Source organism: Ureibacillus sp. 179-F W5.1 NHS, from assembly GCF_045369345.1.
GTDB classification, from domain to species: domain Bacteria; phylum Bacillota; class Bacilli; order Bacillales_A; family Planococcaceae; genus Ureibacillus; species Ureibacillus halotolerans.
This window is the reverse complement of record NZ_JBIQFG010000021.1, coordinates 1-12,662: the sequence shown is the minus strand read 5'-3', so window position 1 is coordinate 12,662 and position 12,662 is coordinate 1. Positions and strand designations below refer to the sequence as shown.

Annotated in this window: 14 protein-coding genes and 1 tRNA gene; 9 read left to right on the top strand and 6 right to left on the bottom strand. The window is 33.8% G+C overall.

Going from position 1 to position 12,662, the window contains the following annotated elements; genetic code table 11:
• Positions 1 to 240 precede the first annotated feature (240 nt).
• On the bottom strand, positions 241 to 1,542 hold the full coding sequence (locus ACH0B5_RS10625) for a purple acid phosphatase family protein (protein ID WP_122970572.1): 1,302 nt from the start codon (positions 1,540 to 1,542) through the stop codon (positions 241 to 243).
• 282 nt (positions 1,543 to 1,824) lie between these two features.
• Positions 1,825 to 2,337 carry a hypothetical protein gene (locus ACH0B5_RS10620; RefSeq protein WP_122970571.1) on the bottom strand — a complete coding sequence of 171 codons (513 nt, stop codon included), beginning with the start codon at positions 2,335 to 2,337 and terminating at the stop codon, positions 1,825 to 1,827.
• Between the two features lie 153 nt (positions 2,338 to 2,490).
• Here ACH0B5_RS10620 and ACH0B5_RS10615 point away from each other — a divergent pair, with 153 nt between their 5' ends.
• The 7 genes from ACH0B5_RS10615 (at position 2,491) to ACH0B5_RS10585 (ending at position 8,377) form a co-directional block, all read left to right on the top strand.
• Positions 2,491 to 2,631: a hypothetical protein gene (locus ACH0B5_RS10615; RefSeq protein WP_158599657.1), complete on the top strand. Its 141-nt coding sequence runs from the start codon at positions 2,491 to 2,493 to the stop codon at positions 2,629 to 2,631.
• 477 nt (positions 2,632 to 3,108) lie between these two features.
• Complete coding sequence (qoxA, locus tag ACH0B5_RS10610) at positions 3,109 to 4,044, top strand: cytochrome aa3 quinol oxidase subunit II (RefSeq protein ID WP_406927801.1); 936 nt, start codon at positions 3,109 to 3,111, stop codon at positions 4,042 to 4,044.
• A 60-nt stretch (positions 4,045 to 4,104) separates the two neighbouring features.
• Positions 4,105 to 6,051 (top strand): cytochrome aa3 quinol oxidase subunit I, encoded by a 1,947-nt coding sequence (gene qoxB / locus ACH0B5_RS10605; protein ID WP_122970569.1) that lies wholly within the window; start codon positions 4,105 to 4,107, stop codon positions 6,049 to 6,051.
• Positions 6,051 to 6,647 (top strand): cytochrome aa3 quinol oxidase subunit III, encoded by a 597-nt coding sequence (gene qoxC, locus ACH0B5_RS10600; protein WP_122970568.1) that lies wholly within the window; start codon positions 6,051 to 6,053, stop codon positions 6,645 to 6,647. Before qoxB ends, qoxC begins: the two co-directional genes overlap by 1 nt.
• 1 nt (position 6,648) lies before the next feature.
• A complete protein-coding gene (qoxD, locus tag ACH0B5_RS10595) occupies positions 6,649 to 6,930 on the top strand; it encodes a cytochrome aa3 quinol oxidase subunit IV (protein ID WP_122970567.1) in 282 nt (93 codons plus the stop codon).
• Between the two features lie 152 nt (positions 6,931 to 7,082).
• A complete protein-coding gene (locus ACH0B5_RS10590) occupies positions 7,083 to 7,367 on the top strand; it encodes a DUF3219 family protein (protein ID WP_122970566.1) in 285 nt (94 codons plus the stop codon).
• Between the two features lie 14 nt (positions 7,368 to 7,381).
• Positions 7,382 to 8,377: an LLM class flavin-dependent oxidoreductase gene (locus ACH0B5_RS10585; protein ID WP_122970565.1), complete on the top strand. Its 996-nt coding sequence runs from the start codon at positions 7,382 to 7,384 to the stop codon at positions 8,375 to 8,377.
• Positions 8,378 to 8,497: 120 nt separating this feature from the next.
• Here ACH0B5_RS10585 and ACH0B5_RS10580 read toward each other — a convergent pair whose 3' ends face one another.
• Together ACH0B5_RS10580 and ACH0B5_RS10575 are read right to left on the bottom strand one after the other, a co-directional pair.
• Positions 8,498 to 8,707 (bottom strand): hypothetical protein, encoded by a 210-nt coding sequence (locus ACH0B5_RS10580; protein ID WP_122970564.1) that lies wholly within the window; start codon positions 8,705 to 8,707, stop codon positions 8,498 to 8,500.
• Positions 8,708 to 8,842: 135 nt separating this feature from the next.
• A complete protein-coding gene (locus ACH0B5_RS10575) occupies positions 8,843 to 9,568 on the bottom strand; it encodes a YqjF family protein (protein ID WP_158599656.1) in 726 nt (241 codons plus the stop codon).
• Between the two features lie 151 nt (positions 9,569 to 9,719).
• Between ACH0B5_RS10575 and ACH0B5_RS10570 the strand changes: the two genes are divergently transcribed.
• Entirely contained in the window at positions 9,720 to 10,325 is a 606-nt protein-coding gene (locus ACH0B5_RS10570) for a class I SAM-dependent methyltransferase (RefSeq protein ID WP_406927800.1), read from the top strand.
• A 102-nt stretch (positions 10,326 to 10,427) separates the two neighbouring features.
• Positions 10,428 to 10,500, top strand: a tRNA-Val gene (locus tag ACH0B5_RS10565).
• Positions 10,501 to 10,855: 355 nt separating this feature from the next.
• On the opposite strand, the gene ACH0B5_RS10560 is transcribed toward ACH0B5_RS10565, so the two are convergent.
• On the bottom strand, positions 10,856 to 11,350 hold the full coding sequence (locus ACH0B5_RS10560; RefSeq protein WP_122970561.1) for a hypothetical protein: 495 nt from the start codon (positions 11,348 to 11,350) through the stop codon (positions 10,856 to 10,858).
• Positions 11,340 to 11,714: a hypothetical protein gene (locus tag ACH0B5_RS10555; RefSeq protein WP_341362159.1), complete on the bottom strand. Its 375-nt coding sequence runs from the start codon at positions 11,712 to 11,714 to the stop codon at positions 11,340 to 11,342. The genes ACH0B5_RS10560 and ACH0B5_RS10555 overlap by 11 nt, the downstream gene beginning before the upstream one ends.
• Positions 11,715 to 12,662 lie beyond the last annotated feature (948 nt).

The following is a 12,662-nucleotide window of genomic DNA, read 5'->3' as shown; positions in this document are numbered from 1 at the left end:
TTGTTTAATTGAGTAATTGGTCTAAAAATTGTCAATCATTGTTCACAATTATTTAGAATACTCAGTTATCTAACGGTATGTGTATAGCACCTTACATATGCAAAAAAATTAAAGCGTTTTCAAAATGTCAGGTAAGAAATTTCGTTGGAATTTTACAAAACGTTTTGATGTCATGTTTATAAAAAAATAGGTAAAACCTCTGTTTTAAAGGTTTTACCTACTGTCATTCATTTTTAATTTCTACTTTATGATTTTATATTCATCAATAACTTGTCCTGTTACAACATCATAAGTTGTAAAAGTAAATGTGTTGTCCGTAACTTCTACATTTGAATAGGATGGATTATAATTTTGGCTTCTTAAAGCTGTGTAAAATGCAGCGTCATCTCTCCAGTGATAATATTTACTTCCGGAAGAGGAATTACTTGTTAAATAAAGGACACCAGTTGGATCTTTTACTGTGTTTTCAGCTACAAAGTTTTGTTCAAATAATGGTTGGTTGCCTTCCATTTGATAAGTACGAACATATCCGTGATCATGTCCCATTAATACGACATCAATGTCATTTTCATCAAAAACAGGTACTAATTCTTCACGACGTTCTAATACGTCACGATCATATTTATGACTATTTTCGCTATAAATCGAATGGTGCATTACAACAAATTTCCAATTCACATCAGAATTTTCAGCAACCGTTTCTTCAATAAATTGGGCATGCTCTTCATTATTTCGGTTGTTGCTATTTAATACGATAAATAATGCATCATTATATACATAAGAATAGTCTCCACCTGCACTCGTTGCTCCTAAAGTAGATTCATTTGGAACATTAAAGTGACTAGCATATGTTGCTGAGTTATCATGATTACCAACAGTTGTTTGAATTGCATATTGTTTTATTTCATCTGGTGAAAAATAGGCTTCATATTCTTCTTCACTATTTGATTTATTTACTTGGTCACCAGCTGATACTAAAAAATCGGTTGCAGGGAATTGGTCCAAAGCGATATCTAAAGTTTTTTGCCAAGCTTGTCCATCTGCTTCAATGTTGCCACTAGATCCGATTTGGGGATCTCCGAAGAATAGGAAGTTAAAATCTTTGTCTCCTCCGACAGTAAACGCATAAGTTTCACTCCAATTTCCTTTTCCGTCACCAAATCGATAGTTGTAAGTTGTATTTTCTTTTAATCCTGTAATCGTCACTTCATGACTCGATTCACCACTCGTTGCTTCCTCTAAAGTTGCTTCTATCGTCATCGTTTTCCCTTTTGGAAACTGTTGTCCATTCCCGTTATTCGCTTTTGCTAATTGTATAACACCTGGTTTTGATGTCGAATCTGTATACCAATTGAATGTACGTTGTGATTCATCTGCTCCAACAGAAAAGGCAATGTCCGTCACTTCATAAGTACTGTTGTTTACTTTCGCCGCTTCTACTGATGTCTCATTCGTTGATAGAGAAGCGGGAAGTAAAATGGCAGATGCTGCTAGAACAGCCATTACCTTTCTTTTTGCTTTAGTAGATAAATAGTTAATCATTTCTATACACTCCTTATACCTATTTGTTTTCTTGCAACTAAATCGTAACTTTCCATTGTTAAGTTACTTTATAGCCCTTGTAAAGATATCCATCTTTGAGAATAAAGGGTAAAAGGTAATAGGTATAAAGTGTGTATTCAAGATTGAAAACTAACTTATGTATTAAACTAAATTATGAGCAAATTAGTTAATCTTTATTTATTTTGAATTGATTTTTATAAAAAGAAAAAGATAAAGGAAGCACCTAAAAAAGTGCTTAGTTCCCTATAGCTTCTCATCATGCTAAAACAATGTTGTTGGGTGGAATACGCTTATAAAAAATTGTACACGACTTGGACTAAGGGCCAAAGCTCTTAAAAATAACGCACTTTGTGCCGTCAAAGCTAATTCAGATTTAGCTGGAACAATTTCTTCTACTAAAATGTCTGCATCATCTTCCATACAAACTAAAACATCGTTGTCAGATAAATTTTTAGCAATAACGGTCATTAATAATGGTGAACGCATGGGAGTCGCAGGAGCTGCGTAAATGAGTGTATAATCTTGTCGAATTTTTATTTCTTCTTTCACTTCTTCTTCGAAATAAGAGGACTCGTTTAATTCAATCGGTTCACCATCTTCTTCAGTAATTACAACTTTCTCAATGATTAACTTTTCTTCCGCTCCTACAGTTGCATCCACACAAAAATTTTGACTTATAATAAGGGAATTCCGATCCAATATAACTTCACTTTCGATGCGATTAGATAGTTCTTCTTCATTTCCTTCATAATTAGCTTTACGCTCTGGTCCCATTTTATCACCCTCCTTCCATACTAGTAGATGTCGTACCTGAACGACTTGCAAGGGCATATAAATTAAAAAAGATGATTTTGATTTATAAGAACCATTTATTGCTTAGTATTCCGATTTCGAAATGAACCAAAATAAGTACAAGGGGTGATATAGATGGCGAAGAAGGAAAAAACAACATTCCGAAAAGAAAAAAAACCGAAGAAACATAATAGTCGCGAGGAAATTTCACAAGAACAAAATTTTGAAAGAGCTTTAAAGAAAATCGAATTTCAAAATAATAAAACGAATGACTAGTTCTTAATACCTTTATTATAGAAAAATATCCTTATTTTTATTAAATGATAACAAATTAAACTATAGCAGCTAAATCATATTAAAATGTAGCACATTTTGTTTTTAGTCGTTTAAAAAGTTATTTTAAACGACTAAATTATTATACTAATAAAAGTTTTTTTACCGTTAAAGATCTCTATAAAAGAGATCTTTTTTAATTATTCCCCTCTTTTCTCCTGTTTTACAACCTTTATTTATCCTAATTAACCATATATCCCCTTTTTTGATGGGAACTTGATAAATAGTGAACTTTCCGTGTCTAACTGGTGTACTACTGGTGAACTTTTCGTGAATAACTTTTGAATGGAATATGAACGTTACGTGAAATACGGGTTTTAGTGATTCCTTTTTTAATCAATTTTATTAGAATAGTAATAGAGTTGATGGAAGTAACACCAGTGTTGTTCTAACAACAATAAAGGGAAGGTGAATATTGAAATGATAAAAAAATGGACATTTCTAACGTCCGTAATGGCACTTCTTCTCATTCTTACAGGTTGTGAACCTCTTTTAGTTTTAGACCCTAAAGGACCACAGGCTGAGAGACAAGCAAGTGACATTATGTTGTCAATTGGCATTATGGCAGTTATCGTCATTGTTGTCATGGTGATGTTAGGCTATATATTAATTAAGTACCGAGCTTCAAAACAAAGTGAGGATTATGAACCACCTCATCTTGAAGGGAATAAATGGGTAGAAGCAATTTGTGTAGGTATACCTGTATTGATTGTTGCTTACTTATCATTTGTTTCCGTACAAAGTAACTATATAGTTGAATCTGCACCAGAAGGTTACGAAGAACAAGAACCTTTAGTAATTTACGCTTCTTCTTCTAACTGGAAATGGCATTTTAGTTATCCTGAACAAGGGGTAGAAACAGTTAACTACCTTTATATTCCGACGGATCGTCCAATTGAATTTAAACTTTATTCATTTGGACCTATTACAAGTTTCTGGATTCCACAACTTGGTGGTCAAAAATATGCGATGTCCGATATGGTCACAACATTACATTTAGCTGCAGATAGTCCAGGAGAATTTATGGGACGAAATGCAAACTTCAGTGGTAAAGGTTTCGCAGAAAATACATTTAATGTAACAGCTATGTCTCAAAAAGAATTTGATGAGTGGGTTGATGAAGTACACGATACTGCTGAGCCACTAACTGAAAGTGAATTCCAAAAATTATTAGAACCAGGTCATCTAGGACAAATGACCTTTACTGGTACTCATTTAGAATTTAGTCCTGCTCCAGAACACAACCATGGAACAAATTCAGAATCTGATACAGATACAGAATCAGAAGATCATTCATCTCATCATATGCATGGGAATACAGATGAATCGGAGCACACAGACCATAGTGGTCACTAATATTGAAATGAATAAAAACTAGTTTTTTACTAGTTTCTACTCTTGAAAGGAGAAAAAAGGATGGAATTCTTTGAACGATTTGCCATACCTCATCCAAGTCCAGCTATTTATGCCTCAATGGTAGCCATTGCTGTAGTAAGTATTGGTATTGTTGTTGGCTTAACATATTTCAAAAAATGGGGCTATTTATGGCGCGAATGGCTAACTACAGTCGACCATAAAAAAATCGGAATTATGTACTTAATTTCTGCCCTACTAATGTTATTCCGAGGTGGCGCTGACGCTATTATGATGCGTGCTCAGCTTGCAACACCTGATGCAAAATTATTAGATGCACAACACTATAATGAAATTTTCACAACACACGGGGTTGTCATGATCATGTTTATGGCAATGCCATTTATCTTCGCGTTTATGAACTTAATTGTGCCTTTACAAATTGGTGCGCGTGACGTAGCGTTCCCACGTTTGAATGCACTTAGCTTCTGGTTATTCTTTGTAGGGGCAATGTTATTTAATATTTCATTCGTAATCGGTGGTTCACCAGATGCTGGTTGGACTTCTTACTTCCCTCTTGCTGGGAATGATTTCAGTGAATCAGTTGGAACAAACTATTATATGTTAGCCCTTCAAATTTCAGGTATCGGTTCCTTAATGACGGGGATTAACATGTGTACAACAATTTTAAAAATGAGAGCACCTGGCATGACGTTAATGAAAATGCCAATGTTTACATGGTCTGCTTTCATTGCGAATATCATTATTGTTTTCGCATTCCCTGTTTTAACAATTGCATTATTAATGGGAACAACTGACCGATTATTTGGTACGCATTTCTTTGCTACAACTAATGGCGGTATGGATATGCTTTGGGCGAACTTCTTCTGGATTTGGGGACACCCTGAAGTATATATCTTAATTTTACCTGCCTTTGGTATTTACAGTGAAATTATTTCAACATTCTCTCGCCGTAATTTATATGGTTATAAATCCATGGTAGCGTCGATGGTATTAATTTCCCTACTATCATTCTTAGTATGGACTCACCACTTCTTTACAATGGGTCAAGGAGCACTTACAAACAGTATCTTCTCGATTACGACGATGGCAATTGCAGTACCTACTGGGGTTAAAATCTTTAACTGGCTGTTTACAATGTGGAAAGGGAAAATTCGTTTTACTGTCCCAATGCTCTATTCAGTAGCATTCATTCCACTATTCACTATCGGTGGTGTTACAGGGGTTATGCTTGCAATGTCTGCAGCAGACTACCAATACCATAATACAATGTTCTTAGTTGCCCACTTCCATAACACGATTATTCCTGGTGTCGTTTTCGCGATGCTAGCTGGGTTAACTTATTACTGGCCAAAATTCTTTGGCTTCATGTTAAATGAAAAAATCGGTAAATCTACTTTCTGGTTATTAACAGTAGGTTTCGTTCTTGCCTTCTTCCCAATGTATATCACTGGTTTAGACGGTCAAGCGCGTCGTATGTACACTTATTCAGAAGCAACTGGCTTCGGACCATTAAATATGGTGTCATTTGTCGGTGCTGCTTTAATGGCGATTGGATTCATTACAATCGTATACAATGTATACTACAGTTATAAAAATTCACCAAGAAATATTGGTAGTGATCCATGGGATGCACGTTCATTAGAATGGGCTACACATACACCAGTACCAGAATACAATTTTGCTAGAATTCCTCAAATTAGTTCAAGTGAAACTTTCTGGGATTCAAAGAAAAATGGACATCAATTATTTAAAGGTGAATTGAAAGAAATCCATATGCCAAATAATAGTGGTGTACCATTCATTATGAGTGTTATTTTCTTCATCGCCGGATTCTCATTTGTCTTTGCATTATGGGTTCCAGCAGTGATTGCTTTAATTGGTATTTTTGTTTGTCTTGCTCTTCGTTCCTTTGAACAAGATCATGGACGTCATATTTCGGTTGAAGAAATTAAAGAGACTGAAGCTAAAATTGGAGGTGCTAAATAATGAAAATTGATCACTCGCAACCTCTTGAATATAGTACTGATCAAAATAAGCTAAACATTTTAGGGTTTTGGATTTTCCTTGGAGCAGAAATTATGCTCTTTGCTACCCTATTTACAGCTTATTTCACATTACAAGGTCGTACGGGTTCTGGACCAACGCCTGGTGAGATTTTTGAAATTACTCCAGTATTGATTGAAACAATTGTTTTATTAACAAGTAGTTTTACTATCGGACTTGGTGTTCATGCAATGAGACTCGGTCGTAAAAATGCGATGCTCACATTCTTTGGCATTACCCTACTACTTGGTTTAGTTTTCTTAGGAGTAGAAATATTTGAGTTTACGCATTACTACCATGTTGGTGCTACTTATCAAACAAGTGCCTTTACAGCCGCGTTATTAACAACACTAGGTACCCATGGAGGACACGTAACGTTAGGTTTATTCTGGGGATTATTCATTATGATTCAAGTGAAAAAACGTGGATTAACTCCAGAAACAGCTAATAAATCATTTATCTTCTCTCTTTACTGGCATTTCTTAGATGTTGTTTGGATCTTCATTTTCAGCTTCATCTATTTGAAAGGAATGATGTAATATGAAAGAATTATTTCCTGTAAAACAAGTGATGGGCTTTGTCTTTTCGTTGATCCTAACAGCTGTGGCTTTGCTAGTTTACTTTACAGATATGTCATTTCATATAGGTATGACCATTCTTTTAGTAACAGCATTTATTCAAGCCTTTTTACAACTCGTTGTATTTATGCATGCTGGTGAATCTGAAGATGGTAAGTCAATTTATACGAACATCCTTTATGGTGTCATTATTGCAGTTATTACCGTATTTGGTTCGTTATTAATTTTAATATGGGATATGTAAAAAATGGGAGCTCGACTATAATAGTCGGGCTCTTTTTTATCTTTGAGTTTTTCAATTCAATTATCCAATTCCTCTTTAAAACAATTTATTTTACTCCCCCCACCTGTCAGTGCTATCATTTGCATACAAACTTAGATTGGAGATGATTTTTTTTGGTAAACAAAATTATGTTAAATGAACGAGTTATTCATATAGACAATTACAAGGAAGAAACAAATTCAGGTTTACATAAAATTTTTATTGAGTTCAAAGTGACGAGCGAAGAATACCATGATATTGCCGTACTACTTTATGAAGGAACATTTGATGTAAAAGTTCCAGAACAAAATTTAGCTTTTAGAGGGACAATTAAACAATATTCAACATCCATTACGAATTTATACAAAGAAGGCGAAGTGGGTATTTATAAATTGACTTTAGTGGAAGTAAGAAATTAGAAAAGAGGAAAAAGATGAAGTTAAGTATATTAGATCAATCCCCCATTTCATCCAATCAAAAAGCACAACATGCTTTAATTGAATCGATGAAACTTGCTCAATTAGGAGATGTACTAGGCTATACGCGTTATTGGATTGCCGAACATCATGATTTACCTGGACTTGCATGTTCCGCGCCGGAAGTAATGCTTGGATATATTGGTGCACAAACGAATCGAATACGAATTGGTGCTGGAGCTGTTTTGCTACCACATTATAAGCCATATAAAGTAGCTGAGGTTTACAATATGCTCGAAACATTATTTCCAAATCGAATTGATATCGGGATTGGTCGTTCTCCTGGTGGATCTGCTGAAGCAACGAATGCTTTGAACGATAATTTTTTACAAAAGGTTTATCAAATGCCGGAATTAGTAGAAGAATTACTCCATTTTTTTCATCAAGATTTTCCGTCGGATCACCAATTCTCGAAAATATCCGCCTCTCCTATACCTGAAACGACTCCTCAACCATGGATGTTAGGAACTAGTGAGAAAAGTGCCATTCTTGCTGCACAAAATGGATTAGCTTATGCTTTTGGTCAATTTATGAGTGAACAAGATGGTACGTCTATAATCGAGTCTTATCGTAAATCTTTTCAACCGAAAATACAAAATCAACCGCCACAAGTATTAGTAACTGTTCCTGTCATTTGTGCGGAAACAAAAGAAAAAGCAGAAGAAATTGCTTTGAGTACGCTAATCTGGCAATTATTCATTGATAAAGGAAAAACACAAACAATCCCATCCATCGAAGTCGCTAAAAAATATAAATTAAGTGAAAAAGAAAATGAGCAACTTTCTCATTTAAAAAAGAAAATGATTATTGGTAACCCGAAAGAAGTTCAAGAGGCTTTACATCAATTACAAGCTAAGTATAAAGTAGACGAATTTATGATACTAACAATTACCCACTCTCCAGAAGAACGGGCGAATTCATATAAATTGATTGCTCAAGAAGTACTTTCTTAAACATCAAACGAAAGTATGTCAACTTATAGAAGATCTTAATACAAATAAAATCCCCAGTAAGTAGCGTTTTAAATCTACTTACTGGGGATTTTCCAATTATGCGCATTTATTTTTATTGCATTATTTAACTAGCTGCTGTTTTGAATGATTCTTTTCGGTTTCTTTTTCAAAAAGTAGTTGCATAAATATGGCAATAATAAATAAAAATCCTCCACATTTTGCTATTTCAATTCCGTACCAAATGGATATATTTGTATAGAAGCTTGCGACAAATAGTATAATTCCAGAAACGATAAGTAGCGCACAAACATTTGTAAATAATTTGAACATTATCGTCACTCCCCCTTGTGTTGTATTACTATATACATAGTATACAACAATCGTTCACAAAATAGCCATATGTTTTTCACTATTTGTTCAAATTTTTATTTTTTTTCGGAAGAAATAATAGATATGACTTGATTTTTATTCCCCTTTTACTAATGGCCAAATCCGTACATCTGCCCTTTTCGCAACATGTAAAATAGGTTTTTCGCTTTCAGGAACTATATTAAAATTCCGTCTTAATATATTTTCCTGTATCTTGGCCTCCCCATCAAATACGATCCAAGATGGATGTAAAATATTACATTGTAGTGGTTTACCTTGCTTATTTATTGTATAAAGACAATAACGTTCCAATAACCATTCATCTAAAGAACCTGCTGATGTCATATATGGAGTAGAAATCGGGTGATATTGACAATTAAATTGTCCTTTACTCATTTTTCCTTCAAAAAATACAGATTCATCGTGCCGCTCCATCTTAAGTGGCTCAAAAAAGTAAGGCAGTCCGAAAAAGGTTTTCGCACATTTAGCCGCAAACCAGTTGGCTGCTGCCAGATAAAAGAAAAAGACACCTGGTTTATCATTCACCATTACATATGTACGGATATTAAATCCTGGATATTCTTTTATACCTGGTAACGGTGGAAGACCTCTACCGCGCATGTCAGTAATGAGATAAGGAACAACGGATACCCACCCAAATCCATCATATGTATCCACTTTTAACGAAGTCGGTACAAGTTTTTGAAGAACTTCCTTTTTAACTGGATAATGGATAAACAAATTATCAATCCATGTTTGCTTCATTATCCATGGTAAAGACGGATAGTCCCTTTTATAACTTTTATATTTACTTTTTATCAAAATGCTCCTACCCTTCTTACAAATCATTAGTAGTAACATCTTTTACGAAAGGCGCCAACATTAGTCACTTAAACAAATTAAAAACTTTATAAAATTGGTGTAAGAAATGCTATGATTATGTAGTTACTGAAAAATGAAATGAGGCAACATGTTGAAAGAATATCAATACGATAAAATGCTCCATATAAATACACGTTCAAAACAAATGGAAGTTAATAACTCCATCCATTATCACCCTTATGAACCAACCCCCTATACAGCTTTAGAAGAGTTGTTTAAACATTATGAAGTCAATGACCAGGATACAATAGTCGATTTTGGTTGTGGTAAAGGAAGGTTAAATTTCTTCATTCATTATATGTTTCATGCCAATTGTGTAGGAATCGATATGAATCAACATTTTTTAGATGAAGCAATGAAAAATGAAAAAAGTTATTTTAGAAATGTGGGAAAAAATAAAGGATCCATTCTTTTTCACTGTTGTTTAGCAGAAAAATATGAAATTCAACCTGATGAAAATAAATTTTATTTCTTTAATCCGTTTTCCATACAAGTTTTTATGAAAGTATTCGATAATATAATGTTGTCCTATGAGAAGACTAAACGAGAAATGGATTTAATTTTTTATTACCCTTCAGATGATTATCAATATTTTTTAGAAACCCAATTATCCTTTCAATTTATAAAGGAAATCACGCTTCCTATTTTATATGAAAAAAATCCATACGAAAGATTTGTCATTTATCGTTTAACATAAAAACTAAAATCTATTCACGAGGGAAAAGCATTTTTTAGTTTTCATTATAAATTTTAATAGATTTTTTTATTACATATGGTAATATGTAAATAGAATAATCAAGGTCTTGTAGCTCAGCTGGGAGAGCACCACCTCGACAAGGTGGGGGTCGCAGGTTCGAACCCAGTCGAGACCATTCAATTAAAAGGTCGACAAACACTGGGATATTAATGTTTGTCGACCTTTGTCTTTGTTCTCTAATGTATTTGAATTTATCGAAATTTTAAATGCGTAAAGCTGATTGGAGGCACTACTTGTACTCATTAAAATTTTTTTCGCTAGGATATTGTTTCCTCCGATTTGTCTTTTACTTGAAGCATTCCCAATTTATGAAAAGTTGTTATTGAATAAATGGTAGCTACTACAATGCTTTATAACCTTGATCTCTTAAAAGAGTTTGTTTTGGTGAACATTGGGAGGAGGAGACAATACTAGAAGAATTCAGAAGTACTAGCGCAGCATATTTCTAAAGAATTAATTAAGAGTAATTCTTACTGAAAAATCGTATTGATGACTTCATCTAACGACATATTACTATCCAATTTGTAGGTACCAGGCTTTAAATCATTTGCCAGTCCTCTCTTTTCCACTTCATTGAAAAAGGTCATCGCATTATCAATGATTTCCCCCTGCACTAATGCATCTCCAACTTCGATACTCGTCATTCCTGATGCCACATTGATAACCGTACGATAAATGACTTTCTCATTATCTTGCTTTTCCGATTGGTCCGTTTGTTCTTTTTGAGTTTGTTGACCTTTTGCCTCTTCTTCTGCTGCAGCTAGTTGTTCGTCCCATTCTGTTTTAGTTAAAATAACATACCCAGCATTCGAGAGACTCGTTTTCATTTCCTCTTCCGTTGGGGACTTCGCTGTCACCTGATTCGTTTGTCCTTTCGGTGTAGACTGTGAAAAATAGACAATTCCACAAACACTTGCACTGATGAGAAGACCTGCAGCAAAGCTATTTATCAGATTAGCTTTCATTTGCTACCTTTCTCCCTTCCTTTTTTAATGACACATATGGAGCTAGAAGCTTTTCCACCTCTGATGGTTCAAGCTTTAATTTAGCGGCCATAACCTCCACTTTAAAATTTCTCTTATATAAATCTAGTAATTTTCGCTGTAATTCTCTTTCCTCATTACTAAGCCCAGCTTTTTGTGAAAGAATTTCATTTTCTAAATTCAAAATTTGAACTTCGTTTTGAAGCTTAGTAATCTCCTCCATTATCGTCATATACACCGTGTCAATTTCGCGTTGTTCTATCTTTGTAGCTTGCTTATTTTTGTACATAGAATAGATGAGTAGTAGTATTGCCACGATAAATAGTCCAGTTAAAGTCCATTCCATTGTTCAAACCTCCTTTGTATAAACTAATTTGACCAAGTTATTATACTTTGAAAACCACTAAATTTCGATTAAATTCTACAAAATACTACAATAGTCATTAATAATAAACGACTGAACGATTAGAAAGTTTCATTTCCCCTTTATTTATTTATAATGTTATTTTACTGAAGCCACTGAATAGTTTACTAACTTGGTCGGTAACAATGAAGCATCGGGGAAAATGATAAACAAAAAAGCACTTTCTTTTTCAAGGAAAGCGCTCCATTGTTGAGAATTACTTAACTTTATCACTTATAGACCTGTCACGTTATCAAAAGGATTTGTTTTCCCATTTACTAAAACTTCTAATGTATAGTTTTCTGAATCTGATGTTAAATACTAAGTATTTTGCGTTTCAACACATTCTGATTCTCTTTAAAATTAATAGTTATCCTATTGTCTTGAGTTATAAAATCAAATTTTACATCTCCATTTAAATGGAAAATTATATATGATCCTTTTTCTCCATCATTGATTAATTGAAGCTTTAAATTAGGATCAATTATAGTCTGCACATTATTAGGTACATTTTCAACTTTACTCATACTCACTATTGATGAATTATATGCCGATAATATCATAATTTAAAAAATATCGGGAGAAAAAATTTCTTCAATATATCCCCTCCTTTGAACTTTTACTGCAATACGTTAAATATTTACAAGTTCCATTATTGTATAAATTTTCCTATGATAGTTACATATTGTCCATTATTAATTTCGAGTCAATATAGGCCATCTGAAAAGGTTTGGACTTATTCCAAACAGAAATCTATAGTAAGAATCTATTTCAATCTCCATTTCTCTTTCAAACTCTGGAGTTCCGAATCCCCGTGTATTTCGCAAGTAAAAATTGAGCCATTTATTAATTAAAAACTGATCCACTTAAACCGAACTATTTTCTAGCCAT

Coding starts and splice junctions, on each gene's coding strand:
- ACH0B5_RS10555 (WP_341362159.1), bottom strand. CDS start 11,714: ATGGAATGGACTTTAACTGGACTATTTATCGTGGCAATACTACTACTC.
- qoxD (WP_122970567.1), top strand. CDS start 6,649: ATGAAAGAATTATTTCCTGTAAAACAAGTGATGGGCTTTGTCTTTTCG.
- qoxA (WP_406927801.1), top strand. CDS start 3,109: ATGATAAAAAAATGGACATTTCTAACGTCCGTAATGGCACTTCTTCTC.
- ACH0B5_RS10615 (WP_158599657.1), top strand. CDS start 2,491: ATGGCGAAGAAGGAAAAAACAACATTCCGAAAAGAAAAAAAACCGAAG.
- ACH0B5_RS10560 (WP_122970561.1), bottom strand. CDS start 11,350: ATGAAAGCTAATCTGATAAATAGCTTTGCTGCAGGTCTTCTCATCAGT.
- ACH0B5_RS10585 (WP_122970565.1), top strand. CDS start 7,382: ATGAAGTTAAGTATATTAGATCAATCCCCCATTTCATCCAATCAAAAA.
- qoxC (WP_122970568.1), top strand. CDS start 6,051: ATGAAAATTGATCACTCGCAACCTCTTGAATATAGTACTGATCAAAAT.
- ACH0B5_RS10625 (WP_122970572.1), bottom strand. CDS start 1,542: ATGATTAACTATTTATCTACTAAAGCAAAAAGAAAGGTAATGGCTGTT.
- ACH0B5_RS10580 (WP_122970564.1), bottom strand. CDS start 8,707: ATGTTCAAATTATTTACAAATGTTTGTGCGCTACTTATCGTTTCTGGA.
- ACH0B5_RS10620 (WP_122970571.1), bottom strand. CDS start 2,337: ATGGGACCAGAGCGTAAAGCTAATTATGAAGGAAATGAAGAAGAACTA.
- qoxB (WP_122970569.1), top strand. CDS start 4,105: ATGGAATTCTTTGAACGATTTGCCATACCTCATCCAAGTCCAGCTATT.